We start from the raw sequence: 25778 nt of genomic DNA, 5'->3' as shown, positions 1-25778 counted from the left end.
CGTCCTTCCCGGACGAGTCGCCGTGAGGAAAATGGCCATTCGGGTGTGTCATTATTAGCCGTGGGAGGAACGATGCCGCAAGAGGCCATCTCGGCCCGGTCGCGATCGGGGCCGGGCCCCGCCAAGCGCCGCAAGCCCGGTCGGCCGAGCCGCGCCGAGGCGGAGGCACGCGACGGAGAACTCCTCGACGTCGCGTTGGAGTTGTTCCTCGAACACGGATACAACCTGGTCACCGTCGAGATGGTCGCGACCGAGGTCGGCATGACCCGGCGCACGATCTACGCCCGCTATCCGCACAAGACGGCGCTGTTCACCGCCGCCGTGCAACGGGCGATCGAACGCCAGATCCTCCCCGAGGAGAAGCTGCGCGAGCTGGACAACGGCGACCTCGCCCAGACCCTCGACGCCGTCGCCCGCCTGCGCCTGCGCCAACTGACGACGCCCGACGGCTTGCGCCTGCAACGCATCATCAACACCGAGAGCTACCGCTTCCCCGAGATCTTCACCGCCAACGCGGAGCAGAGCACGCGGGTGGTCATCGACTTCGTCGCCGACGTCCTCGACCGCGCCGTCGCGTCGGGGGAGATCCCCCCGACCAGCACCAGGCGCGCCGCCGCGGCGTTCATGGCCCTGGTCATCGGCGGCCTGATGCGCACGCTCGAACGCGGCCAAATGCCCACGCACGCCGAAGCGGACAAGCACATCCGCTTCACCGTCGGCCTGCTGCTCGACGGTCTGAGGGGGCGGTGAGGGGCGCGGCCCCGCGGGGTCCGCGGGGCCGCGGCCGACGAACCGGATCTCCTCCGGAGCCGGTCGGGCCGACGGCGCGTCCGGGCGGTCGGACGGTGTCGGTGTCCTCGGCGCCACCGGCCTCTCAGCCGGGGCCTTCGCCGCTCCCGGCCTCGGCGTTCGTCGTCCCCGCGCCGGGGCCTCCGTGCTCCCGTCTGCTCTGCGGCGGGCCGTCGTACTGTGCCAGCAGTGACCGCACGAAGGCCATCGTCTCCTCGTGCCCGACGGTCAGGCCCAGCCCCTTCTCGTTGACCAGTGCCCGTGCGATCGCCGCGGTCAGGACGACGATCGCGATGGGCGGCGCGTCGCCGATGTCGAGGTTTCCCTCGGCCACCCTCTGCTTGAGGGCGTCGAGCCGGGCCAGGCGGTCGCGCTCGGCGTGGGCGATCAACTCGGCCCGGAACGCCGGGCGGTGGTTGGCCAGCCCCAGGAACTCGCCCAGGAGCGCGGTGTCGGGGTGGCTGTTGACCTCCCACAGGTCGGTCAGCGGGAACGGGGACGCCTCCATCTCCGCCTGCCGCGCCAACTCCGTCTCGGTGCGCCGCCGCAGGATGGCGATGAACAGGTCGTCGAGTGTCGGGAAGTAGTACAGGACCAGTGCGGGGGTCACACCGGCCTCGCGGGCGACGCGCCGCACGCCGACGGCCGCGTACCCCTCGTCCAACATCAATCGCTCGGTGACGTCGAGCAGCGACTGGCGGGTCTTCGGGTTTCTGGTGCCTCTGCGGTCCGGTGCGGTCATGCGCTCATTCTCCTTGACGGGCCGACGAGCCCTGTGTAAACAATTGTTTAATCAGATGGCCGGCGTCGACAGGCCGGAGTCGAGGACCGAACGGAACCCGAACATGAGCGACTACCAGCCCAGGGACTTCTTCGCCGACCTGTCCGTGGTGACCGACCCGTATCCGCACTTCGACGAGCTGCGCTCCCGCTGTCCCGTACACCCGGCCCGCCACCCCGGCGTCATGGAGGTCACCGGGTACGACGAGGCCGTCGAGATCTACCGCGACACCGACGCGTTCTCCTCGTGCAACTCGCTGGGCGGACCCTTCCCCGGGCTCCCGGTCGAGGTCGAGGGCGACGACGCCGACGCCCTGATCGAGCAATACCGCGGCCTCATGCCCATGAGCGAGTTCCTGGTGACGATGGACGGCGCCGACCACAGCGCCAGCCGCGGCCTCCTGCGCCGCCTGCTCACCCCCAACCGCCTCAAGGCCAACGAGGAAGCGATGTGGGACATCGCGAACCGGCACCTGGACGAGTTCATCGCCAACGGCACGTGCGAACTCATCCGGGACTACGTCGGCTCGTTCTCCAACGAGGTCATCGCCGACCTGCTCGGCGTCCCGGACGAGGACCGCCCCGAGTTCCGCGAACAACTCGACCAGGGCAAGTCGCTGCCGTCGGTCGAGGACGGCGAGAAGGTCCTGTCGCACAACCCGCTGGAGTACCTGCACGGGCGGTTCGCCGCCTACGTCGAGGACCGCCGCGCCGCGCCGCGCGAGGACGTGCTCACCCAACTCGCCACGGCCACCTACCCCGACGGGACGCTGCCCGAGGTCGACGAGATCGTCCGGACGTCCACCTTCCTGTTCGCCGCGGGCGGCGACACCACCGGGCGCCTGATCACCGCGGCCCTGCGCATCGTCGCCGAAAACCCGGACATCCAGGCCGCGTTGCGCGCCGACCGCAGCCTCATCCCGATGTTCATCGAGGAAGTGCTGCGGCTGGAGAGCCCGACGATGAGCGACTTCCGGATGGCACGCAAGACCACCGAGGTGGGCGGCGTCCGGATCCCCGCCGGCACCTCGGTGATGATCCACCCCGGCGCCGCGAACCGCGACCCGCGGCGGTTCCCCGACCCCGCCGAGCTGCGCATCGACCGCCCCAACGTCCGCGAGCACATCGCCTTCGGCCGGGGCAACCACTCGTGCCCCGGTGGGCCGCTCGCCCGCGTCGAGGCGAAGGTGACCCTCGAATGCTTCCTCGACCGGACGGCCGACATCCGGATCTCCGAGGCACACCACGGCCCCGCGGACGCACGGGAGTTCACCTACGAGCCGCTGTACATCCTGCGCGGACTGGCCGAACTCCACCTCGAGTTCACCCCGGCCGGCTGACCCGCCGCCCATCACCTCCCACCACACCCGCCACACCCACCAGCAGAGGCACGGCATGCGAGTATCCGTTGACCACGAACTGTGCGAGTACAACGCCCTGTGTGTTCCCCTGGCCCCCGACGTGTTCGCCCTCAGCGACGACGACGAGCTGACCGTTCTGGACGAGCATCCGGCGGACAGCCTCCGGTCCCAGGTCGAGGCCGCCGCGGCGACCTGCCCCCGGCAGGCGATCCGCGTGACGGACGACACGACGCCGGGCTGACGCGGCCCGCGTCCGGGGACGCGCTTCGCGCTCCGCCGGTCGCCGAGGCGCCGCAAGCTCCGTCCGCCTCCCCCGGCCGCGCGCGTCACGGGGACGCGGGGTTCGCGCCCGCCGCGTTCACGGGCCGCACCGCCGCCGTGTGTCTCAGCCCGTCAGCGAGCGCAGCAGATCGCGCGTGCGCTTGAGCGAGCCGCGGATGTCGTCGCCCGCCGGGACGATGTGCGCGTGGATGTCGGTCGCGCCGGCGTCCAGAAGGCCCCGCAACTGCCGTGCGACGCCGGCCTCGTCACCGATGAGGGCGGCGTCCGCGGGGGTGTCGGCGCCGCCGAGGGCCAGAATCCGCCGGTACGCGGGGGAACCGGCGTACACCACCGCCTGCGCGGCCACGGCCGACCGCGCCTCCTGCTCGTCGTCGTGGACGCACACCGGCAGGCCGGCGACGATGCGCGGCACCGGACGCCCGGCCTCCTCGGCGGCGGCGTGCAGGCGCGGCCGGATGTGGCGGTCGATCGCCGCGACGGGAGCCATCCACAGCACCGCGCCGTCGGCGTACGTGCCGGCCACCCGCAGCAGGCGCGGCGACAACGCGGCCAGCAGCACGGGAACCGGATGGGCCGCCCGGACCGTGCCCGCGGTCGCGTGCGCACTCCATTCCTCGCCCGCGAAATCCACCGCCTCGCCGCGCAGCAGCGCGGTGACAATGCGCAGGTACTCCTCGGTGTTGGCACCCGGACGCGCGTACGAAAGCCCGTACACGCCCGCGATGTTCGCCTCGTGCGACGGCCCCAGGCCCAAGGTGAGCCCGGCGCGGCCCATGCCCGCGACACACGACGCGGCCCGCTGCGCCTGCATCAGCGGGTGGCACGGATAGGTCTGGAGCACGGCCGTGCCCAGCTCGATCGTGGAGGTCTCCCGGCCCGCGAGTGCCAGCGACACCAGCGGGTCGCCCTGGACGGCGCTCGCGTACCACAGCGCGTGGAAGCCCTCCGCCTCCGCTCGCCTCGCCTGGTCGATGATCTTGTCGGGCGTCGACCCGCCGCCGGTCAGTCCGATGCGCATCCATGTCTCCGAAGTCGCTGGGTTGCCACGGGCACGTGACGGATGGTGGGGCTCAGGCGACGGCTTCCTCGCCGACCAGGGTGGTGCGGTGCATGAGGCGCGGGGAGGTGGGCCGGTACGGCAGCGCGCGGTGCAGCATGCCGGTGTTGTCCCAGATGACCAGGTCACCGCGCCGCCAGGAGTGGCGCACGGTGAACCGGGGCTGGGTGGCCCAGTCCAGGTAGTGGTCGAGCAGCGCGCGGCTCTCGTCCGCCGGGAGGCCGACGACGTGGTCGGCGGTCGCGCCGACCAGCAGCGACTTGCGGCCGGTGCCGCGCGTCCACACCAGCGGGTGTTCGCGGGAGGGGACGCGTTCCCACGCGGCGAGTTCCCGGGCGGACGGGTTCGGGGTGACCAGGATCTGGGTGGCCTTGAAGCTGTGCACGACCCGCAGTTCGGCGATGCGCTTCTTCTCGTCCTCGGGCAACGCCTCGTACGCGGCATAGGTGTTGGCGAACTCGGTGTCGCCGCCTTCCTCCGCGACCACCCGGGCGGTCAGCAGCGTCGCCTTCTGCGGGATCGCGTCGTTGGCGCCGTCGATGTGCCAGAAGAACGTGCTGCGCCGGTAGGCGGCCAGGTCGCTCTTGGCGGGGTCGAGACTGACCGCGGAGATCTCGGGGTGGGTGGCGTCACCGCCGATGGGGGCGACGACGACGTCGCCGAGCATGCGGCTGAGGGCGACGAGGCCGGCGTCGTCGAGGTCGGCCTCGCGCACGATCACGACGCCGTGCGCGTCCAATGCCGCGCGCAGGTCGCGGGCGACGGCGGGGTCGACCAGGCCGGCGCCGTGCAGGCCGGTGTACGCGATGCCGGTCTCGGGCGTGAGAGGGGCGGTGGTGACGCTCACGGGCGGTTCTCCTGTCGGTCGGCGGCGGGGGCCGCCTCGGTCTGATGCCCCGTCAGGGCCTGGGCGCCGGGCCGCAGTTCGGCGTCGAGTTCGAGGGCGAAGGAGCGGAACATCCACGCCAGGGTCTCGTACGCGCCGACGGTGAAGATGACGTCCAGCAGCTGCCGGGTGTCGAGTTCGGAGGCGAGGGTCCGCCAGGTGGCGTCGGTGATCGCGCCGTCGCCCACGAGTTCGTCGGCGGCCCGCAGCAGGGCCGCTTCGAACGGCGACCAGTAGGGGGCGTCCGGTCCCCAGGCGATGCGGCCGATCTCCTCGTCGTCCAGGCCGGCGTCGCGGCCCATGAACACGTGCTGGACCCATTCGTACGACGACTTGCGCAGGGTGGCCACGCGCAGCACCAGGAGTTCGCGCTGCCGCTCGGTGAGGGTGGTGCCCATCAGGATGTGGCCGTTGAACGAGAAGAACGCGTGCGCGAGGTCCGGGTGGTGGGCGAACGTGCCGAGCGTGTTCATCGCCTTGGGGCGGTTCTCGGTGAGCGGCTGGGGGTGGCGCTGCGTGGGCGGCATCATGGCCGCCATCGCCGCACGCATCTCGTGGGGCCACTCCCGGATGGGCAGGGGTTCGACGCGGGCCATGTCCGGTGCTCCTTCCTCCGGTGAACGCGGACGCCCGGCCGACACCGAACGTGTGTACGCCCGCCGCCGTTGGGCATTCGCCCAAATACGGGATTGGGCACATGCCTAACAGCCGACCCGCCCCCAGGTCAACCCCCGAACCACCCACGCGCTTCGCGCCCGCGTCGCGCTTCGCGCCCGCGTCGCGCTTCGCGCCCGCGTCGCGCTTCGCGCCCGCGTCGCGCTTCGCGCCCGCGTCGCGCTTCGCGCCCGCGTCGCGCTTCGCGCCCGCGTCGCGCTTCGCGCCCGCGTCGCGCTTCGCGCCCGCGTCGCGCTTCGCGCCCGCGTCAGGTTTCTCGTTGTGGGGGTGCGGGTCTCGCGGGCCAGGTGCCGGACTTGATCAGGCGTGTGCTCTCTTCGAGGAAGATCTCGCTGACCTTGGTCGCGAAGCCGCGCGGCAGTTCGAGGTGGCCCGTCACGCCGACGCCCAGTTGGTGGGTCAGTGGTTCGCGGAGCGGGGCGTGGCGGAGGCGTTTTCCGCGGAGTTCCTCGGCACACGCGCACAGCGGCAGGAGGGCATAGCCGTGCCCCGCCTCGATGAGGTCCTTGGTCACCTGGAGCGAATCGGTGGCCATGCGCGAGACGATCTTGAACTTGAGCCGGAGCGCCGCGTTCTCGATCGTCGTGCGGATGCCGATGTGGCTGGACGGAAGGATGAGCGGGAACTCCACCAGCTCGGAGAACTCCATCGGCCGGTCGGGATGGAGGTCCGCGTCCGGCCCGCCGACGACGACCAGGTCCTCGACCAGCATCACCTTGTGGAAGATCCGGCCGTCCGGCACCGGATTGATCATCGCGATGTCGATCGCGCCCTTCAGCATGCCGTCGACGAGAACGTCGGTGTTGGCGACGCTCAGCCGGAGATCCACTTTGGGAAAGACGGCGCTCAGGGTATCCAGCAGCGGCGTTGCCAGGACCGGCGCGACGGTCGCCGGAAGGCCGATGTGGAGACCGCGTTCGATACGCGCCAGCGGCGAACCGACGTACCGCAGCGCGAGTTCGAGTTGGCGCAGCGGAGCGGCCGTGCCGGCCCGCAGGCGTTCGCCCTCCTCGGTGAGCTGCACGCCGCGGGCGGTACGCCGGAAAAGCGTGACCCCGAGGTCTTCCTCCAGCAACCGGATCTGCCGGCTCAGCGCGGGTTGGGCGACCCCCAGCGTGCCCGCGGCCCGGTTGATCGAGCCTTCGTCCGCGACGTGCAGGAAGTACTTGAGGCGATGCGTGTCCACGCGGCCAGCCTACAACCGGTTATCCAGGACTGATATAGCTCACGACGTCCTCACGGACCACGACGAAGCACGACTCCCCGACCAGGCCGTCCCCGGTGCCTCCCGGATTCCCCGCGAAGAAGTCCATGCGCGTGCGCACCCCGGCCATGTCGTCGAAGTAGACCTCGTTCACGGCGTCATACGGCCACTCGCCCTCGGTGCGCGGCACGGGGCGGTTCTGGACGTACGCCAGTCCGCGCGCCTCGGGCGGGATCGCCACCGCCCCGACGCTGCCCGCGTGGTTGCCCCACCGGTCGAGGAACCCCGCGGGTGTCAGGCCCGGCGCGCGCCGGGCGAGAGCCATGTGCCGGAGGCTCGGGGCGCCGTCCGCCCAGCGGCGGCGGAGCCAGTCCTCGCCGCGCATCACATGCTCGTGGGCCACCACCACGCGCTCGGACGCCGGGTCGACGGCCCGGTGCGGGGGAGTGGTGGCGGCCAGGCCCGCCGGTGAAGCCGACCACGCCTCGTAGCGTGCCAGGTGCGCGGCGTCCCCGAACCACTCCAGGCCGACGGCGTCGTGGGGTGTGCCGGGGGTGACGTCGTCCAGCACCGTGCAGGCCGCGATCCGCAGGGGCCGCACGTCCGGAGGCGCCGTCGCCGCCGCCATCATGGTGTCTCGCCATGCGGCGGCGAACTCGCCGCGCGTGCAGGCCCGTTGGGCCAGGCGAATGCGCTTGGTCGCCGCCTTCACGACGTGTTCTCAAGCTGGTTCAGCGCCGCGGCGGCGGCCAGGTCCTCGAAGGCCGCGGCGTAGCGCCGGGCCAGGGCCAGGGACACGTCCTGGCGCTGCCAGCCGTCGGTGCCCAGGGTGGACAACCAGATGGCCAGTCCGTAGGCCGCGCCGGCGCGGTACCGCAGCCAGGTGGCATCGGCGGACGGACGTATCGCCGCGGGCAGTGACCGCCGGTACTCCTCGACGAGATCGGCCTCGTGGCGCCGCCGGTCGTCGACGGTGAGCGCGCCGACGAGGAAGTACGCGACGTCCTGGTCCCAGCCGCCGCGGTGGGCCACCTGCCAGTCGAGGAAGCCGACGCCGTCGCCGGGCAGCACATAGGTGTTGCCGATGTGGGCGTCGCCGTGCAGGAGTGTCACCGGGCCGCGGCCGAGTGTCGCGACGTACCGCGCCCACAGGCCGACGATGCCGTCGGCGTCGTACGCGCCCACCCCGGGCGCGAGCAGGCCGTCCGCCCGGGCCAGCCCGGTGGGCACCCGCCGACGCAGCCCGACCTGCCACCCCTCGGTGGGTGCCCAGGTCTGCACCCAGGCCAGGGTCGGGTGGGTGGCGGCCGAGAACCCCCAGTACCGGCCGTGCAACCGGGCCAGTCCGCGTAGGCCGTCGGCGACCTGGGCGGGTGTCAGGGGGCGGGTGGCGTCGCGCGGGTCGGCGCCCCGGGCGCACACGTCCTCCATCACGACGCAGAAGTCGAGGTGGGGGCGGTCGATGTCCACCCGGTAGACCGCGGGGTGGTCGAGCGGCAGCGGCGCGTCGGACGCGAACAGGTCGGGTTCGATGAACAGCGTGCCGTTGCGGTGGTGCACCTCCTGGTGTTCGCCGGGCTCGACGCCCTTGAGGAACACCGTCTCCGGGCCGGTGCCCTCCGCGTACGTCAGGCCCAGCCGGGCCCGGCGGTTCGTCCCGTGGTCCCGCATGAGCAAGGTGACGTGGTCCACCCGGACATCGGGGTGATGCCTCGTCAGGGCGGCGGTCATCCAGGCGGGGTCGATCGCCGCCCAGTCGGCGGGGACGTGGTTCGCGTCGGGGTCGTGGAAGGTGCCGGTTTCCGCGAGGGCCATGGAGTAAGTGTGTACTTACTTCAAAGCGGGCGTCAATACCCGTGAAACCGCGACCGGCGGACCGTCAGCGCAGGTTCTCGACCACTTCGCCGAACGCCTCCAGCGTCGACGCCTTGGCGAAGTCGGTGAACCACGTGTAGCAGCGTTCGACGCCCTGGTCGGCGAGCGTACGGAAGTGCGCGGTGAGTTCGGCGGCGTTGCCGGTGACCAGCCCGCCGTTGGCCCCCATGCGCCCGAAGCGCCGCTGGGCCGTCGCGACGATCGCGTCGCGCTCGGCCTCGCTCGGGACGAACGTGACGAACTGCTGGAGGGATACGCGTGCCTTGCCGGCGCGGGGGCGCAGTCGGTCCAGCTCGTGCAGGCGTCCGACCTGGATGTTCCACCAGTCCGCGTACTCCGCGACCAGCTCCATGGTGCGCGGGCCTGTCCCGCCGATCGTGATCGGGATCGGCGCCGTCGGCACCGGGCGGGCCAGGGCCCCGCGGAGGGCGTGGTGGGTGCCGGCGTAGTCGACGGTCTCGCCGGTCCACAGCAGGCGCAGGACGGCGAGGGTCTCGGCCAGCCGGTCGACGCGTACGCGCGGGGTCGCGTCGCCGACGCCGTACGTCGTCAGCTCCCGCGGCTGCGAACCCCAGCCGAGGCCCAGTTCGAAGCGCCCGCCGGAGGCGTGGTCGAGTGTGACGGCCTGCTTCGCCAGCACGGCGGGGTCGCGGAACATGTCGCACAGCACCAGGTGGCCGACGCTCAGCCGCGACGTGCGGGCGGCGACCCACGTCGCGGTGGTCATCGCCTCGAACATGGGGGTGTCCTCGGCCACCGGCGGTGCCAGGTGGTCCATCATCGCGAAGCCCGCGAACCCGGCCCGCTCGGCTCCGACGGCCCGCTCGACGATGTCGGGCATCGACATGCGCATCTGCGGCAGGTAGAGATGAAATTCCATGGCCTGCCTCCGTGTCGGGTGAAGGTCCGCGCGCCGACGGAGCCCAGGGGCGCACAGGATAGCAAGTAAGCGTTTACTCGACAAGAGCGGGTGTCGCGGGCGTCGCCAAAGCCGGACCAAACGCCTTTTCCGCTCCCGGAGCGCGGCTTCACCGGAGATAGAACAACACTTCCCAAGGGCAAGAGTCAGCCTCTACTGTGACGTGCCCAAGGCGGCGTGTGGCACGGGGGCCGCACGGAGTGACATGTTCGGCGACGCGGTCGGGGCACGGTTCACCGGCGCCCGCCGAGCCCGAATCCGGCAAGCCCAGAACCGGCAGACCCGGCAACCCCGAAGCCCGCGGCTCCGGAGCCCGGCAAGCGCCTGATCACCCGACAAGGCCCGATCTCCCGGGCCGGCCCGGAACCACCCGGCTCCGGCGCCCTCCACGTCACCCGGCCGCACCCGCCGGGCCGTCCCTCACCCCGCACGCCGTCACGCGTTCACGAATCCCGTTCCCCGTATCCACGCGCCCGCGCCGCCGCGCGCCGCGCGCCCCGGCCGGCGTCGCCGACGTCACGGGCCGAGCCAGCCTACCCACGGAGGCAGTACGTGAGACCCCGTCAGACCCTTGCCGCACTCGCGGTGGTGACCGGCCTGCTCGCGGCCGGCTGCGCCGACCGCGGCGGCTCCGAAGGCAACCAGGCACCCGGCGCCCCGAACACGTCGGCCGCGACCGCCGACTTCGGCGACCTGAAGAACGTCTGCGGCCCCGGCGACCCGGTCGGCGCACCGGCCCAAGGGGTGACCGCCGACGAGATCCAGGTCGGCGTGCTGTCCGATGTCGGGTTCTCCAAGAACCCCGAATTCGGCGACGCCGCCAAGGTGTTCACGTCGTGGTGCAACGCGGCCGGCGGCATCAACGGCCGCAAGGTCGTCGGCACGGTCCGCGACACGAAGTTCGTGGAGGTCCGGCAGCGGGTGCTCGACGCCTGCCGCGACGACTTCGCCCTCGTCGGCGGGGGCGCGGGCCTGGACCACCTCGGCGTCCGGGACCGCCTGGAGTGCCTGCTGCCCGAATTCCCCGGCCAGGTCATCAAGTTGGAGAACGAGGGCTCCGACCTGCAGTTCAGCGTCCAGCCGGGCGGCCCGTCGTACCTGCGCAACGCGGCGTTCTACGACTGGCTGTTGCGCGAGGCGTACCCGGAGTCCGGGTCCGCCGTGGGCGTCCTGGTCGGTGACTCCATCAAGTCGTCGGGCGACCAGCGCATCGAGTTCGCGCGGGCGTGGGGCGCAAATGTCGTCTACTCGGACCTGTTTCCCGCGTCGGGTGTGTCGAACTGGGTTCCGTACGCGCAGGCCATCAAGAGCAAGGGCGTCAAAGGCCTCATCTACATGGGCGACTTCCGCGCGCTGGCCAAGCTGGAGAAGGAACTGACCACACTCGACTACAAGTTGGACTGGATCGATACCAACGTCAACGCGTACGGACCGGAGTTCGTGCAGCTCGCCGGCAGCCAGGTGCTGGCCGAGCAGAACAACCTGGCCGACCTCAGCGGGATCCACCCCGTCGACGACGGACCGTCCCCCGCCACCCGGCAACTCGTCGACCTGTTCGCCGAGTACGCGCCGGGCGCGAAGGTGTCGATCGGTGCGGTGAAGGCGTTCTCGGCGTGGCTGTTGTTCGCGCAATCGGCCTCCGCGTGCGGTGAGGACCTGACCCGCAAATGCGTCGTCGAGCAGGCCAGGACCCAGACGGCGTGGACCGGGGGCGGCTTGCAGGCGCCCCGCGACCTCTCCGCGCCGGACACCCCGTCCACCTGCTTCAACGTCGTCAAGGCCACCGCCGAGGGCTGGAAGTCGGTGGACGTCAAGGCCAACCAGGACGGCTTCCGCTGCGGCGCGGCGTCGTACAAGCTCACCGGGTCGTACGGCAAGCCCCTGACGCTCGCGGACGTCGGCAAGAGCCTGGACGACCTCAAGTAGCAATGGGCCGGGCGGTGTTCGCGGAGGCCACGGCCTCGGACCGCGCGCACCGCCCGGCCGGGGGAGTTACCACCCCGGAGGCGTCACGGGGTCGGCGCGGTCGCCCGCCCCGGGCGCCAGCACGCGGCGAGGAGGAGGACGGAGCCGCCGACCCCGATGCCCGCGCACACGGCGAAGCCCGCCCACGCGCCGAGATGCAGGTCGGCGGCCTCGTCGACGGACGCCGCGCCGCCGCCGGAGACGGCCACGGCGATGAGGACGAGGCCGATCATCAGGACGTACTCGACGCCGTTGCGGAACACGAAGAAGCCGTGGGTGCGGTGCTCGATCACCCCCGCGACGATCATGGTGCCGAGCAGCGCGCCCGCGGCGGCCGGGGTCAGGAACCCGGCGGCGAAGGCGATGCCGCAACCGGTTTCGACCAGGACGCTCATCAGCGCGTGGACGCGACCGGGCCGCAGGCCGAGCCCTTCGAACCAGCCCGCGGTCCCGGCGAGCCGCCCGCCTCCGAAGGCGTGGTTCCAGCCGTGCGCGACCATGGTGAGCCCCACGGTCAGTCTGACGATCAGCAGTGTCGTGTCGAAGGCGTGCACAGCCGGCACCTCCTGGGGCGAAGGACGGGGTCTCCGGGCGCTGTTCCTCGGCGGCGACGCGTTCTCGGCCGCGGAGTTCCGGCGGGTGTCGGGCGCGGCGCGCGTCCGGCCGCAGGGCACGATAGTGACCGCCGCGAACACAAAGCAAGCGTTCACTAGCCAAACTCCCGGCCCCGGCGTGCGGGCCGCCTCCCCGTACCCCCGCCGGGCTTGACAACACGGGGACGGGGGTGGGAGATTCGCAAATAAGTAATCACTTACTTAACCTCATTCTTTCTCTGCCGGAGGTGGTCGGCGATGGAATACCGCCTGATTGATGCCGACAGCCACTACTACGAGCCGGACGACTGCTTCTCGCGCCACATCGAGGCGCGCTACCGCGACGCCACCGTCAGGGTGGAGCGCGGCACGGACGGCCTGGGGCGGGTGTATGTCGGCGACCGGCGCACGTTCATGAGCGTCATGCCGGGCGACTACGCCTCGGCCCCCGGGGCACTGCAGGGTCTGTTCGTGGGCGGCGTCGCCGACGGCTTCACCCACCGCGAGGTCGTGAACGCCCGCGACCACCCCGAGTTCACCGACCGCTCCGCCCGCCTGGCCCTCATGGACGACCAAGGCGTCGAGGCCAACATCATGCTGCCCACCCTGGGTGTCGCGGTCGAAGAGGACCTGTCCGGCGACGTGGAGCTGACGTACGCCGCCCTGCGCGCCTTCAACCGCTGGCTGGAGGAGGACTGGGGCTACGCCGCGGGCGGCCGGATGTTCGCGGTGCCGATGCTGTCGCTGCTCGACGCCGACCTCGGGGTGGCCGAGCTGCGCCGCGTTCTCGACGCCGGCGCCCGCATGGTGCACCTGCGTCCGGGGCCGATCGGCGGCCGTTCGCCGGCACACCCCGACTTCGACCGCTTCTGGGCCACCGCGGCCGAGGCCGGCGCCGCGGTCGTGTTCCACGTCTCCAACAGCGGCTACAACCGGTTCTACGGCAGCCTCTGGTCGGAGAACGCGGCCAACCCCTCGCACCACCAGTCGCCCCTGCAATGGGCGCTGTGCAACACCGAGCGGCCCATCGTCGACACACTGACGGCGCTGACCCTGCACAACCTCTTCGGCCGCCACCCCGGCACCAAGGTCATCTCGATCGAGAACGGCAGCAGCTGGCTCCGGCCGCTGCTCAAGACCGTCGACAAGGCGGCGGCGCTGGGGCGGCGCGGCCCGTGGATCGGCGGCGAACTCCCGGCGCGGGCCAGCGAGATGCTGGCCGAACACCTGTGGGTGTGCCCGTTCCCCGAGGACGACGTCATCGACCTCATCGGCGTCCTGGGCCCGGACCACGTCCTGTTCGGCTCGGACTACCCGCACCCCGAGGGGCTGCGCAATCCCGCCGACTACATCCCCCGGCTCGACGTGTGCGACCCGGCGGTCACCCGCAAGGTGCTGCGGGGCAACACCGCGGGATTCCTCGGCATCCCCGACCTCGCCGCGACCTGACCCACGTCACCGACGCCGCCCTCGGGTGTGTTCCGCTCGGGGACGGCGCGGGGTGTCGCGGCGGGACGGGTCCGCTGCGGGCGGAGCAGCCGGATCCGGACGCCGGGGCCGGCCGGGCATTGCCCGGTCGGCCCCGGCGGCGTGTGAGGCGGTCGGCCGAGACCCCGTCGGGTCCGTGCGTCAGGGCCGCCGGGCCGCCTTCGCGGCCACAAGGGCGTCGATCTCCCGTGGGGTGAAGCCCAGTTCCTCCAGCACCGAGACGGTGTGCTCCCCGATACCCGGCAGTTCCAGGCGCGGTCGGCCCGTCGACGGAGGCCCCCAGTTCAGCAGCGGGCCCAACTGCTCGAAGCGGCCCCAGTCGAACGCCTCGTACGTCACGACGCGCCCCATGCGGCGGTTGACCGGGTCGTCGAGGACGCGGCGGCGGAAGCCGTCCCGGTCCAGGGCGTCGATCGGCTCGACGAGCAGGCCCGCGTCGCGCAGCCGGACCACCCAGGCCGCGGCCGTCCCGGAGGCGAACGCGGCCTCCAGGACCGCCTCCGCCTTGGCCGCCTCGGCGTCGGTCGTCCCGCCGCGCAGCGGAGCGTACGCCTCGGGGAGCCCGGCGGCCTCGGGCAGCGACCGCAGGCGCGTCCAGGCATCCGGGTCGGGGACCACCAGCGCGAACCAATTCCCGTCACCCGCGCGGTAGATGCGGTAGCCGGGGCCGAACCCCGTCTGCGCGTCGTCGAGTTCGGGGCCCGAGACCAGCTCGCCGTCGCGCCGGAAGACGCCGCCGTTCAGCAGCATCCCGGCGCCGAGCAGGCTCGTGATCACCCGCTGCCCCCGGCCGGTGGTGTCGCGGGCGTACAACCCGGCCAGGATGCCGATCGCGGAGACCCAGCCGCCGGTCATGTCGATCGGGATCCAGGTGGGTCCGACGGGGTCGTTGCCGTGTCCGCCCACGGCCCGCTCCAGACCGGTCACCGCCTGCATCAGCGCGTCGTTGCCGGGGAACTTCGCGCGGGGACCCGTCGTCCCGAAGGCACTGGCGTGGCAGTAGACGGCGTGGGGGTTGAGCCCCGCCACCGTTGCCTCGTCCACGCCGAGGCGTTCGGCGACCCCGACGCGGAAGTTGTGCACCACGACGTCGGCCCACCGGACCAGCCGTTCGACGACGGGCCGCGACTCCGGCGCGGTGAGGTCGAGCGCGAGACTGCGCTTGCCGCGCTGGCAGGCCGCGACCGCATAGGCGGCGGCGCGCATCGCCTCGCCCTCGGGCGGCTCCACCTTGACCACGTCGGCGCCCAAGTCGGCGAGCACCTGGGCCGCGAGGGGACCGGCCACGAAGGCGGACAGGTCCAGGACGCGGACGCCCGGGAGGAGGCGGTCGGTGAGGAAGCCGAAGGTCAGCGGAGGCTCCGGCGACGGCTCGGAGGTGTGCTCGCCGACGGGACCGTGCGCGGGCTCCGGCGGCGCGAACGGCCGTACGGACACCGGCGTTCCGATCACCACGTCGCGGTGCCCGTGCTCGTCGCGCGGAACGGCCAGGCCGATCTCCGCCACATGCGGATCGGCAAGTGCCTCACCCGGTGCCAGGACCGGTTCACACGCGACACCGACCGCCCGCAGCCGGGTGATCCAGTGGTCGCGCGGCCGGGCGGCGAAGAACGCTTTCCAGCGCTCGGCCCGCGCGTTCAGTGCCCCGGTGACCTGGTCGGTGTAGTAGCCCTCGGTGCTCGGCTCGTCGCCGAGTACGTCGATGAGCTTGGCGTACATGCCCTTGCCGCCGAACCAGACCTGGACCAGCTCGTCGTCGGCGCACCGGTACAGGAAGTTGGGGAAGTAGGAGCCCTTCTCCCAGTAGCCCTCGATCGGCGGCGCCGCGCGCTCGGAGCGGCCGATCATGCACCCCAACGGGGCCAACATGCCGTCGTAGAGCGAGGTTTCGGCCCAGCCGCCGCGTCCGGTCAGGGCGCGGCGGCGGAGCAGGCCGAGGACGGAGGCGGTGAGCAGGAGTGCCGCGCCGCTGTCGGAGGCGTGCACGTTGACGAAGATGGGGCCGGGGCGGTGCCCGGCCAGTTGGGTGCAGAAGCCGGCGTTCGCCTCGACCAGCAGCGCGTAGTCGTCGACCGTGCCGCGTGACGTCCGGCTGGGACGGCACCGGACGTGGACCAGGCCCGGAGCGGCTTCGGCCAGGTCCCGGTAGCCGAGACCGCGCCGCTCGACCAGGTCCTCGTGCCCGTAGACCAGTGCCGCGTCGGCGCCGGCCAGCAGACGGCGGATCTCGTCCGGGTCGTCGGTGGCGACCACGCGCTTGTCCCGGTGCCAGGCCCGACCCCACGGCACCTCGCGGTCGATCGGTACGGGGTCGGTGCCGACCACGCGCACGACCTCGGCGCCCAGGTCGGCGAGCATCATGCCCGGGACGCCGCCGGCCATGCCGAGCCCGAGGTCGCTGACGCCGACGGCGATTTCCACCACGGTCAGCCCGGCGCACGGCAGCGCGGCCGTCACGGTCGAGTGGCTGTCGGTCACGCGATCACCGCTTCTCGCTCGGGACGGACAGGCGGGGGAGGACTTCCTCGGCGGCGAGTCGCACGATGCCGAGGGTGTCCTCGTGTGCGGCCGGCGAGATGATCACATGGCGGGCACCCGCGTCGACGTACTCCTGGATCCGCGCGGCGACCTCCTCGGGGGTGCCGGCCGGGGCGATGCGCCGCAGCATGGCGTCGGGCTTGCCGCCGTACGCGCCGCCGAGGAAGCGCGCGACCTCCTCGCGGGCGCGGTCGCCGTCGCTCCGGACCGAGCAGTACATGTACACCGTCCACTCGAAACCGGCCAGGTCGCGGCCCGCCGCCGCGGCCTCGTCGCGGATCGTCCGCACGGAACGGGCGTACGCCTCGGGTGACATCAGGTAGGGCATCCAGCCGTCGCCGAGGCGGGCCGCGCGGCGCATCGCGGGCTCCTTGCGCCCCGACACCAGCAGCGGCGGGCCGCCGGGGTGGCCGGGGGAGGGGCCCGCACCGGGTGGCGCGACGGGGTGCAGCTCGGCCTTGTCCAGGTCGAAGAACCGGCCGCGGTGGGTGACCGGTTCCCCGCTCCACAAGGCGCGGAGCACGGTCATCGCCTCGTCGGTGCGCGCGCCGCGCTCGCCCACCGGAATCCCCAACGCCTCGAACTCGTGCGGGAATTCGCCGCCGACCCCGACACCGACCGCGAGCCGCCCGCCCGACCACGCGTCGAGATCGGCCAACTGCTTGGCCGCGAGCACCGGGTGGTACAGCGGGAGCATCAGCGTCGCGGTGCCGACCCGGACGCGCTCGGTCCACGCCGTCAGCAGCGCCAGGCGCGTGACGGCCTCGCCGCTCGCCTGCCGGGGGAGGACGTGGCCGCCCTGCCAGACGGAGGCGACCGGGAGGCGTTCGACGGCGGCGAGCCAGGCACGGTCGGGTTCCGGAAGAGCGGCTGCTCCGAGCAGGAGGGATTCGTCGGGCACCGGGGCCTCCTTGGCGAGTAACCGGACGAGGGGACGCGGAGGCCGACGGACCGGAATGCCCGCGGACCGCCGCGTCGTCGCACCGTGGGACGTTCGGAGCCCGGTGCGGCGGCCACACAGGGGCATCGCTTCCCGCCGCCCGCGGCACCACGGCCCGGGAGCCCCGCCGGAGTCGGCGGGCCGGTCGTGGCCGGTGTGACGCGGGCCGGTGAACCTTTGTGACCACCGCGCCGGACGGCCCTTGGCGGCGATAGAAAGTGAGCGTACACTTTCTTCGGGCCGTCCGTAAACGGTGCGGCCCGGCATCGCCGGACCACGGCTCACCGGATGCGGGAGCCGCGGAACGGACCTCTCGCCGATGCCGATTCCCGCGGTGGCGCGGACTCCGAACGTCGCCGGGCCGGGCGCGGGAGCGGGCGGTTGCCCGACACCATGTCGCCGGGTGCGATGCGAAAGGGGAGACATGAGCGCCACCGTGGGGATCCCACCCCTGGTCACCGAGGAGACCGAGGCATTCTGGGCGGCGGCGGCCGAAGGGCGCCTGCTCGCCGAGCACTGCCCCGCCTGCGGTGCCGAGTCCTTCCCACACTACGGGATCTGCCGCGCGTGCCGGAGCCGACCCGTCGGGCACGTGGAGATCACCGGACCCGGCCGGGTCTACAGCCTCACCGTCAACCACCAGGCCTGGCTGCCCGGGCTCGAAGTGCCGTACGTGCTGGTCGTCGTCGAGTTCCCCGACCACCCCGGCGTGCGGGTGCTCGGCCGACTGCGCGGTTGCGCGCCCGAGGAGGCGGCCATCGGCATGGCCGTCGACGTCGGATTCGAACCGGGGCCGGGCGGCTTCGCGGTCCCGAGCTTCGTCGCCGCGGGCGGTGCCGCCTGATGCGTGCCCTGCCCGAACACCGCGCCGTCATCTCCGGTGTGGGCCACTCGGCGATCGGCCGCCGGATCGACCGCTCCGGCTTCCACCTCACCCTCGACGCCGTCCTCGCCGCGATCGCCGACGCCGGACTGACCGTCGACGACATCGACGGGCTCGCCATGTTCCCCGGCGGCGGAAAAGCCAACCTGCCCGGCTACGCCAACGGAAACCTCTACGAGATCCAGGACGCCCTGCGCGTCACCACCACCTGGCGCCAAGGCCAGGTCGAAGGCATGAGCCTGCCGTTCTACGGCGCGGTCCAGGCCGTCGCCACCGGCCAGGCCCGGCACGTCGTCGTGTGGCGCACCGTCAAGGAAGGCAGTGCCGCGCGCGACGCCGGGGGGCGCCCGGCGTACGGATCGGTCAATCCGGCCGCGGAAGGGCCGCTCGCGTGGCTGCTCCCGGTCGGCGCGCTGTCGCCGGTGTGCCAGATCGCCCCGTACGCCGCCCGCTACCTGCACGAATACGGCGTCACCCGCGAACAACTCGCGTGGATCCCCGTCACCCAGCGCGCCCACGCCGCGCTCAACCCCGACGCGGTCTACCGCACACCGCTCACCGTCGACGACTACCTCGCCGCCCGGATGATCTCCACGCCCATCTCCCTCTACGACTGCGACGTCCCCGCCGACGGCTCCACCGCCATTGTCGTCTCCGCCGCCGACACCGCACCCGACCTGCGCGCACCCGTCGCCGTGAACGCCATGGCCGGCGTCGTCGACGGCCGCCCGTCGTGGGAGCAATGGGAGGACATGACCCGCGTCGGCCACGCCACCGGCGAAGCCCTCTGGCAGCGCACCGAGTTGCGCCCGGCGGACGTCGACGTCGCCCAGCTCTACGACGGCTTCACCATCGAAGTGGTGTGGTGGCTGGAGGCCATGGGCTTCTGCAAACCCGGCGAGGCCGCGTCGTTCGTCGAAGGCGGCACCCGCATCGGCCTCGGCGGCGAACTCCCCCTCAACACCTGGGGCGGCCAACTCTCCGGCGGCCGACTGCACGCCGCGTTCGGCCATACCGCGGAAGCCGTACGGCAGTTGCGCGGCGAGGCCGGCGAACGCCAGGTGCACGGCGCCGACGTGGCCGCCGTCACGAACGTGGGCGGCTACGAGGCGGGCGCGGCACTGCTGACGCGGTGGTCGCGCTGAGCGGGGCGGGGGGTTCGGGCGGCGGCGGGGCGGACGCGGAGTGTGGTGCCGGGGGTCAGGCTGGGGGGTTCCAACTCGGCTGTTCGCGACGGGTGTTCCGTATGCCGAGCCCGGACTCGGGGGTGTCGTGGGGGCGTGCTCCCGGATTTCCCGTGTCTGCCGTGGCCCGTGCGTTGTCTGTGCTTCCTGTGCTTCCTGTGCTTCCGGTGCTTCCTGTGCTTTCGGGGCCGAGGAGGGCGACCTACGCTCGCGACCCGGTCCGGCCGGTCCGGCCGGTCCGGCCGGTCAGGCCGGTCGGTCCGCAAGCCGCGTCCGAGTCGTCGGCCGTAGGGACGTAGCCCTCGGGACCGTCCGACGACGCGCGATCCGTGACGCGGTCTCAACCAACAGCAACGGAAAGGGAGTCCGATCATGGCGGAGCGTGCAGGCCGGGTCGAGGGCAAGGCGGCGATCGTCACCGGTGCCGGATCGACACCGGGTCCCGGCGTCGGCACCGGAAAGGCGATAGCGATCGCCCTTGCCCGCGAAGGGGCGAGCGTCCTCCTGGTCGACCTGTATCCCGAACGCGCCGAGGAAACCCGCGCGATCATCGAGGCCGAGGGCGGCAAAGCCCAGGTCTTCGGCGGCGACGTCACCCGATCCGCCGACTGCGCCGCCATGGTCGCCGAGGCCGTCAGCGCCTTCGGGACCGTCGACATCCTCGTCAACAACATCGGCCGCGCCACCGTCGGCACTGTCGTCGACACCACCGAGGAAGCCTGGGACCAAGCCCTCGCCATCAACCTGCGCACGGTCTTCCTCGCCTGCAAGCACACCGTGCCCGTCATGATTGCCAACGGCGGCGGCGCCATCCTCAACGTCAACTCGATCTCCGCGCTGCGCGGCGACGGCACCATCGCCTACTCCGCCGCCAAGGGCGGCATGCTCGCGATGACCACCGACATGGCGTACTCCCACGGCCGCGACGGCATCCGCGTCAACGCCGTCGCCCCCGGCCACATCACCACCCCCATGGTCCTGTCCGTCCCCGGCCAAGGGGACGACATGGTCACCCGACTCCGCAACGAGGCAAGCCTGCTGGGCACCCCCGGTACCGGCTGGGACGTGGCCTCCGCCGCCGTCTTCCTGACCAGCGACGACGCCCGCTGGATCACCGGCGTGACCCTTCCCGTCGACGCGGGTGTCCTCAGCGTCACTCCTCTCCTGATGGCCGGTCGCCTGCGGGGGGTGTCGGACGAGAAGTCCTGACGGGGCGGCAGCCACCGTCCCGTCGACCGGGCCTTCCTCCGCGCCGCTTCACCCTTGACGGCCGCGGTCTCCTGGCCTTTGAGCAACTGTCGGCGCCCTGGGGTGTGTTCGGCATGCCGGGTGGCGTGTTCTTGCGCCGTTCGTCTCCGGTGCATGGTGGTGTCCGCCGGTGGGGGAGAACCTCCGGCGGGCCATCACCGTGAATGCGCGGAAGCGTCCCCCGCCGCTGTAGGGCGCCGGCAACGGTGCGAACGCGCCCCGGCACCAACGAAGTTCTCCCTTCCCCCTTCGCCGCGTTGCCCGGCTCCATCTCTCCCTCTCTCCCTCCCATCGGCCGAATGCACGAGCCGAGGCGCAACTCGCGGCCCACGCGCCACCCTTCGCACGGACATGCCCCCGACGCGACCGACCACGACCACGACGCCCCACACCGGTGATCAACCGTCTCCGCCGTCCTCCCGCATCCTCCGCCGCACGTCCGTGCCCCCGTACAGCCGCCGATCCCCAACCGAGCAGCCCGCACCCGTCCTCCAACTCGGCCGTGCGAGGCCCGCGTTGCCCAGCACTTCCCCCGCGACCGTTGCACGTCGCGGACTCGGCCCATAAAGTAAGTAAGTACCTACTCGTTAAATGACCTCATGACTCGTTGAGCCTCGACACCCCACCGCCCGCGAGCTTGCCGAGGGCGGCCCGGCCCAGAAGGAGGCCAGTCCATGGCCGATGACCCGACCAGCAGGGTCGCGCTGTGCGAGCGTTACGCCGTCGCGGACGCCGACGCCCACGTGATCGAGCCGCCCGACCTGTGGACGTCTCGCCTCCCGTCGAAGTGGGGTGACCTGATCCCGCACGTGAAGGTCGACCGCCGCGGCGAGGAGCGGTGGTACATCGGGTCGCGCAAGCTCTTCGGCGTCGGCGCGTTCGCGCAGGCCGGATGGCCGGAGTTCCCGCCGTCACACCCGCAGCGGTACGACCAGGCGCTGCCCGCCGCGGTCGACGCCAAGGCGCGCCTCGCCTACATGGACGAGATGGGCGTCTACTACCAGCTCCTGTACTGCAACATCCTCGGCTTCCACAGCCACGTGTTCCTCAACGAGATGCCCCACGAGCTGGCCACCGACTGCGTGCGCGCCTACAACGACTGGCTCACCGAGTTCTGCTCCGCGGACTCGCGGCGGCTCATCCCCATGATGATGCTGCCGTTCTGGGACATCGACGCCTCGGTCGCCGAGATGCGGCGTGCGTACGAAATGGGCCACAAGGGCGTGCTGTTCGCCGCCCGGTACGACAAAGTCGGTATGCCTCGCCTCGTCGACGACTACTGGGAGCCGCTGCTCGGCCAAGCCCAGGAGATGGACCTGAGCCTCAACTTCCACGTCGGCTTCCTCGCGTCGCAGGACGACCTCAAGGGCGCCGTCGACCAGTCCAAGAAGATGGACTTCACCCGCGAAAGCAGCCTCGTCCTGCTCGGCAACGCGCAGAACATCGCCGAAGTCATCCTCAGCGGCGTCTGCCACCGCTACCCCGACCTCAAGTTCGTCTCCGTCGAAAACGGCGCCGGCTGGCTCCCGTTCCTCGGCGAAAGCATGGACTGGCAGTGGCTCAACGTCGGCGCCCACAAGGAATACCCCGAGCGCGCCCTCCCCAGCGAGTACCTGCGCCGCCAGATCTACGGCATGTACTGGTTCGAACAGGACTCCATGCGCGCGGTCATCGACAAACTCGGCGACAACCTGATGTTCGAAACCGACTTCCCCCACGCCACCAGCCTCTCCCCGGGCCCGGCCTCGGAGTCCCCCAGCCCCCGCGACATCATGGAACGCTCCCTCCAGGGCCTCCCCGAGGAAACAGTCGCCAAGGTCCTCCAACACACCGCCACCAAGCTCTACCACCTGGACCCCCCGATCAGAACCTGACAACCCCACCCACCGCCCCCGAGACATCCCCCGCGCGCGCGGGGAGCAGCGCCGCCCGCCCGTGACGCCGCGGCCCGGGTGAGACATCCCCCGCGTGCGCGGGGAGCAGCACCCGCCGAAACAGGTTCTGACCTGCTGACAGAGACATCCCGCGTGCGCGGGGAGCAGGTCGCGGGCGAACTGCGCCATGAGGCAACCGAGAGACATCCCCCGCGTGCGCGGGGAGCAGACGGTGACGATCGGCGGGACCGCGGTCACGTCGAGACATCCCCCGCGTGCGCGGGGAGCAGGTCGCTCGCGAGGAACAGCGCGGCGGCGGCGAGAGACATCCCCCGCGTGCGCGGGGAGCAGTCTCGTTGACCTGCGGCGATACTCGCCGTCGGCGCACTTCCGCGCTACTTTGCGAGAGTCTGGCATTTCGGGCGTTTGCATCATCTTGCGGTGAATGGGTTGGCATCGCGGCGCTATGCTCGGCTTGAGCGTGCCGGTGGTCGGTTTCGGGGTGTCTCGCCATCATGACGAACGCCCCACATGACAGGTTGATTGGCGCACCAGGCCAATTCAATCGTTGGGTTGCCGACTGTGCGGATCGGTCTCCGTGGAGTCCTGCGGGCGGTGCGGCGGGAATGATCGCACGCCGTGGAGTATCCCGACCGTCACCCGTGGCCGTGAGTGCCGTCGGCCAAACCCACCAACGGAGGCCGTCTCCTCAACCATGGCATTGCCGCGCCGTTCGCCCGTCTCCACGAGTGTGCGACGATCCCGCCATGGCCAGGCCAACTGCTCCTCCTCTCCCGCGTCCTTCATCCGTGCTGGTGGCACTGCTGGACCGGTCGGTGCGCCAGATCGCGGAAGCGGCGGCAGACGTACGGTGGTTCGACCGCGCAACGATTCGTGTCGCGTCAGATGTGTGGGACAACAACCTGTTCCCGCTGTTTTGGGCCGTGGGCACATCCGACACCGCCGCGCGCGAGCAGCGGGCGATGGCCGTACTGGAGTGGATGGCCGACCACGGAGCGCGGCGACGTGCCTGGATGTCCGAGCAGGCCGCGATGGCCGGATACGACATCGAGTCACTTCTCCCACCGCCCGCGTGGCACAGGCCGGGCCGCGACTACCAGGGGCACGTCATGACCCCGCAACACCGACTCACCCCTCGGAATATCGCGGACCTGACCACGGATTACGCCATCACGACGGCATCCGTCCGCCACTTCCAAGTGGAGCGCGCCGGCACGACGCTGACCGCCTTCCTCCGACTGGTCGCCGACCGCAGGTTCGCCGTCGAGCAGGACCCTCCCGCGCCGCCCGCTCTCGTGAACATGTGGTTGGACGACGTCACCCACGCCGTCTTCGACCTCTCCGACACGAGCGGAGCAATCCTGGACGCCGGGACGCACGAGATCACGATATCCCTCGGCATGAACGGCCAACTCCGTGCCAAAAGCGGTGAGCTCCGCCTCGATGACCGCTCGTGGCACCTGTCGTCCGCCGGTCGACGCGCTGACGCCGTCACCCCGCCCCGCACCGCTCCGCATCATGGTCGCAAACAACCGCCACCCGCCGAAGCCGCAGGGGCCCACGCCCACGCCGCCGCCACCGTTCTGCGCCATGCCATGTGGCAAGTCCGTTCGGTGCGTTACGCCGCCCACGCCGACCACGTCCCCATCCTCGGCCTGTGTCGCGCCTTCTCCGGAGCGGGCGACGCGATCCTCGCCGCAGGCTCGCAACCCGATGCCCGCCGCCGCGAGACCGCCTTCCGCAACGTGATCCGAACTTGGATTCACCAGGGAGGCCCGGAACTCGCCGACTGGTTCGCGTCCCATCTCCAAGTACATGCCGTGACCGCCGATCTCATCGAACCACCTCGCCCCGCCGACCGAGCCCCTCTTCCGCTCTCCGATCCCGTCCCCACCTCCGCTGCGCCCCCGTACGCCGTCCTCACCATGGCCGCCTGGACCTCAGCCCACACGGACTACCGCTCCCAGCGCCCCGCCACCGCTCAACTCCAACTCGCTCTCCCACCCGACCCGGACGAACCCTCGGCAACCCCCTGGCACTTGCGCACCCTCGACTGCACCACCCCCACCGCCTTCCACCTCCACACCCGCGCCTTCCAGGGCCCCGGCCCACTGACCCAGACCGGCACCCCCACCGCCGCCTGCACCTTCGACCTACACGAGGGAGCCCTGCACATCGCGTCAGGCGACGGCTGGAGCGCGGCTCTGCACTGACCATCGCCCGAGCCGACCCCAAGCGCCCCACCGAACACGCACGCCCCGCGACACCCCCAAGGCACGCAAATCGCGCAGCCCCGAACAGCGAAGCACACCGGCGCCACCCCCCCACTCCCACTCATATCCAACGGAAGACACCACGGACGCCCCGTCCGCGGCCCCTCCCCGCCACGCTCACGAACGACCCGCACCAGGCACATGAACCGACTCAGCGTCAGCCAACGAACGCCTCCACCCACACCCGCTCAACCCGCAACACCCCACCCATATACGTGATGTGCTGCGATTCCAGCGTTCTGCAACACGCTTTAGGACATGGTCTGAGCCTGCGACCACCAACCGGTACACGGAAGGAAGACGCCCCCATTCCACTCGACGTCAGGATCACGGCGTCTTCCTGATCAAGATGCCTCGGTTGGCGTGGAACCGCTCGAACACATGCAAAGGCAGCGAGGCAGAGTCGGAATTGTGGGAGTATCCCGACGGATTATGGAACCGCACTACGCCGTCACCGGCCGCGTAAACCAGGACGAGATGCCCTCCCCGATGCGGATCACTGGTATCCGGGTCACGGATTTCGGCGGACACCGAGGCGATCATGACCTGCCCGGGGCGCACCTCGCGCGATGACAACTGGATCGGCGTCCTTTCCACCAATTGGCAGATGAAGCCGAACTGCGAGCTGACCCACGCCATGAATGGCCGATAGAGCATGCCTTGGACCGCACCGGACGGCTCCACCACGTAGCAGCCCTGGTCGAGGGCGAGCGCAAGGAGTTCGCGCATGGACAGGCGCACGTCGGTCCAGCTGAGGAGCAGCGACTGTAGGCACGCCAAGCCGCAAACCCTGCGGGACCAGAACAGGTATTCCTCGTGTGAGCGGTATCCGTCCGAGTCCCAGTCGAGGCGGTGCGACGGATTGGTCCCCGACAGGGATACCTCAAGTCCCGATGGATCGGTGCGCCGCATCACGACCTCGTCATTCCGCTCCAAACTTCCC

Annotated in this window: 22 protein-coding genes and 1 CRISPR repeat array; of the genes, 10 read left to right on the top strand and 12 right to left on the bottom strand. The window is 71.4% G+C overall.

The window, feature by feature from the left end; all coding sequences use genetic code 11:
• The first annotated feature begins 72 nt into the window (after positions 1 to 72).
• On the top strand, positions 73 to 750 hold the full coding sequence (locus LO772_RS02380; protein WP_231776637.1) for a TetR/AcrR family transcriptional regulator: 678 nt from the start codon (positions 73 to 75) through the stop codon (positions 748 to 750).
• A 124-nt stretch (positions 751 to 874) separates the two neighbouring features.
• Here LO772_RS02380 and LO772_RS02375 read toward each other — a convergent pair whose 3' ends face one another.
• Positions 875 to 1531 carry a TetR/AcrR family transcriptional regulator gene (locus LO772_RS02375; protein WP_231776636.1) on the bottom strand — a complete coding sequence of 219 codons (657 nt, stop codon included), beginning with the start codon at positions 1529 to 1531 and terminating at the stop codon, positions 875 to 877.
• A gap of 103 nt (positions 1532 to 1634) precedes the next feature.
• Between LO772_RS02375 and LO772_RS02370 the strand changes: the two genes are divergently transcribed.
• Positions 1635 to 2909 (top strand): cytochrome P450, encoded by a 1275-nt coding sequence (locus tag LO772_RS02370; protein WP_231776635.1) that lies wholly within the window; start codon positions 1635 to 1637, stop codon positions 2907 to 2909.
• A 55-nt stretch (positions 2910 to 2964) separates the two neighbouring features.
• Complete coding sequence (locus LO772_RS02365; RefSeq protein WP_231776634.1) at positions 2965 to 3171, top strand: ferredoxin; 207 nt, start codon at positions 2965 to 2967, stop codon at positions 3169 to 3171.
• Positions 3172 to 3315: 144 nt separating this feature from the next.
• Here the strand turns inward: LO772_RS02365 and LO772_RS02360 are convergent, their stop codons facing one another.
• The 7 genes from LO772_RS02360 to LO772_RS02330 form a co-directional block, all read right to left on the bottom strand.
• Entirely contained in the window at positions 3316 to 4230 is a 915-nt protein-coding gene (locus tag LO772_RS02360; RefSeq protein WP_231776633.1) for a TIGR03564 family F420-dependent LLM class oxidoreductase, read from the bottom strand.
• A 52-nt stretch (positions 4231 to 4282) separates the two neighbouring features.
• Complete coding sequence (locus LO772_RS02355; RefSeq protein ID WP_231776632.1) at positions 4283 to 5116, bottom strand: TauD/TfdA dioxygenase family protein; 834 nt, start codon at positions 5114 to 5116, stop codon at positions 4283 to 4285.
• Positions 5113 to 5751: a carboxymuconolactone decarboxylase family protein gene (locus tag LO772_RS02350; protein WP_231776631.1), complete on the bottom strand. Its 639-nt coding sequence runs from the start codon at positions 5749 to 5751 to the stop codon at positions 5113 to 5115. The genes LO772_RS02355 and LO772_RS02350 overlap by 4 nt, the downstream gene beginning before the upstream one ends.
• 326 nt (positions 5752 to 6077) lie before the next feature.
• Entirely contained in the window at positions 6078 to 7016 is a 939-nt protein-coding gene (locus LO772_RS02345) for a LysR family transcriptional regulator (protein WP_231776630.1), read from the bottom strand.
• Positions 7017 to 7035: 19 nt separating this feature from the next.
• Entirely contained in the window at positions 7036 to 7746 is a 711-nt protein-coding gene (locus LO772_RS02340) for an EthD domain-containing protein (protein WP_231776629.1), read from the bottom strand.
• A complete protein-coding gene (locus tag LO772_RS02335) occupies positions 7743 to 8849 on the bottom strand; it encodes a phosphotransferase family protein (RefSeq protein WP_231776628.1) in 1107 nt (368 codons plus the stop codon). The genes LO772_RS02340 and LO772_RS02335 overlap by 4 nt, the downstream gene beginning before the upstream one ends.
• 64 nt (positions 8850 to 8913) lie before the next feature.
• Positions 8914 to 9789: an LLM class flavin-dependent oxidoreductase gene (locus tag LO772_RS02330; protein ID WP_231776627.1), complete on the bottom strand. Its 876-nt coding sequence runs from the start codon at positions 9787 to 9789 to the stop codon at positions 8914 to 8916.
• Between the two features lie 591 nt (positions 9790 to 10380).
• Here LO772_RS02330 and LO772_RS02325 point away from each other — a divergent pair.
• Positions 10381 to 11754 carry an ABC transporter substrate-binding protein gene (locus tag LO772_RS02325; protein WP_231776626.1) on the top strand — a complete coding sequence of 458 codons (1374 nt, stop codon included), beginning with the start codon at positions 10381 to 10383 and terminating at the stop codon, positions 11752 to 11754.
• Positions 11755 to 11837: 83 nt separating this feature from the next.
• Here LO772_RS02325 and LO772_RS02320 read toward each other — a convergent pair whose 3' ends face one another.
• On the bottom strand, positions 11838 to 12347 hold the full coding sequence (locus tag LO772_RS02320; protein ID WP_231776625.1) for a DoxX family protein: 510 nt from the start codon (positions 12345 to 12347) through the stop codon (positions 11838 to 11840).
• 297 nt (positions 12348 to 12644) lie between these two features.
• Between LO772_RS02320 and LO772_RS02315 the strand changes: the two genes are divergently transcribed.
• Positions 12645 to 13835 carry an amidohydrolase family protein gene (locus tag LO772_RS02315; RefSeq protein WP_231776624.1) on the top strand — a complete coding sequence of 397 codons (1191 nt, stop codon included), beginning with the start codon at positions 12645 to 12647 and terminating at the stop codon, positions 13833 to 13835.
• A 180-nt stretch (positions 13836 to 14015) separates the two neighbouring features.
• Here the strand turns inward: LO772_RS02315 and LO772_RS02310 are convergent, their stop codons facing one another.
• Together LO772_RS02310 and LO772_RS02305 are read right to left on the bottom strand one after the other, a co-directional pair.
• Positions 14016 to 16352, bottom strand: a complete 2337-nt coding sequence (locus tag LO772_RS02310) for a CaiB/BaiF CoA-transferase family protein (protein WP_231776623.1) — start codon at positions 16350 to 16352, stop codon at positions 14016 to 14018.
• A gap of 4 nt (positions 16353 to 16356) precedes the next feature.
• Complete coding sequence (locus LO772_RS02305) at positions 16357 to 17313, bottom strand: LLM class flavin-dependent oxidoreductase (protein WP_231776622.1); 957 nt, start codon at positions 17311 to 17313, stop codon at positions 16357 to 16359.
• Between the two features lie 463 nt (positions 17314 to 17776).
• Here LO772_RS02305 and LO772_RS02300 point away from each other — a divergent pair, with 463 nt between their 5' ends.
• From LO772_RS02300 to LO772_RS02280, 5 genes are all read left to right on the top strand, one after another.
• The gene (locus LO772_RS02300) at positions 17777 to 18196 is read left to right on the top strand and encodes a Zn-ribbon domain-containing OB-fold protein (RefSeq protein WP_231776621.1); all 420 of its coding nucleotides are present in this window, start codon (positions 17777 to 17779) and stop codon (positions 18194 to 18196) included.
• Positions 18196 to 19380: a thiolase family protein gene (locus tag LO772_RS02295; RefSeq protein ID WP_231776620.1), complete on the top strand. Its 1185-nt coding sequence runs from the start codon at positions 18196 to 18198 to the stop codon at positions 19378 to 19380. The genes LO772_RS02300 and LO772_RS02295 overlap by 1 nt, the downstream gene beginning before the upstream one ends.
• Before the next feature lie 411 nt (positions 19381 to 19791).
• A complete protein-coding gene (locus LO772_RS02290) occupies positions 19792 to 20628 on the top strand; it encodes an SDR family NAD(P)-dependent oxidoreductase (protein WP_231776619.1) in 837 nt (278 codons plus the stop codon).
• A gap of 713 nt (positions 20629 to 21341) precedes the next feature.
• Positions 21342 to 22541 carry an amidohydrolase family protein gene (locus tag LO772_RS02285; RefSeq protein WP_231776618.1) on the top strand — a complete coding sequence of 400 codons (1200 nt, stop codon included), beginning with the start codon at positions 21342 to 21344 and terminating at the stop codon, positions 22539 to 22541.
• Between the two features lie 20 nt (positions 22542 to 22561).
• Positions 22562 to 22892: a CRISPR direct-repeat array (repeat unit 29 nt; unit sequence GAGACATCCCCCGCGTGCGCGGGGAGCAG).
• 458 nt (positions 22893 to 23350) lie between these two features.
• Positions 23351 to 24775 carry a hypothetical protein gene (locus LO772_RS02280; RefSeq protein ID WP_231776617.1) on the top strand — a complete coding sequence of 475 codons (1425 nt, stop codon included), beginning with the start codon at positions 23351 to 23353 and terminating at the stop codon, positions 24773 to 24775.
• A gap of 387 nt (positions 24776 to 25162) precedes the next feature.
• Here LO772_RS02280 and LO772_RS02275 read toward each other — a convergent pair whose 3' ends face one another.
• The gene (locus tag LO772_RS02275; protein WP_231776616.1) at positions 25163 to 25750 is read right to left on the bottom strand and encodes a hypothetical protein; all 588 of its coding nucleotides are present in this window, start codon (positions 25748 to 25750) and stop codon (positions 25163 to 25165) included.
• Between the last annotated feature and the right edge of the window lie 28 nt (positions 25751 to 25778).

Origin of the sequence: Yinghuangia sp. ASG 101, assembly GCF_021165735.1 — a bacterium.
In the GTDB taxonomy this organism is placed as follows: domain Bacteria; phylum Actinomycetota; class Actinomycetes; order Streptomycetales; family Streptomycetaceae; genus Yinghuangia.
This window is presented reverse-complemented; position numbering and strand designations above follow the sequence as displayed.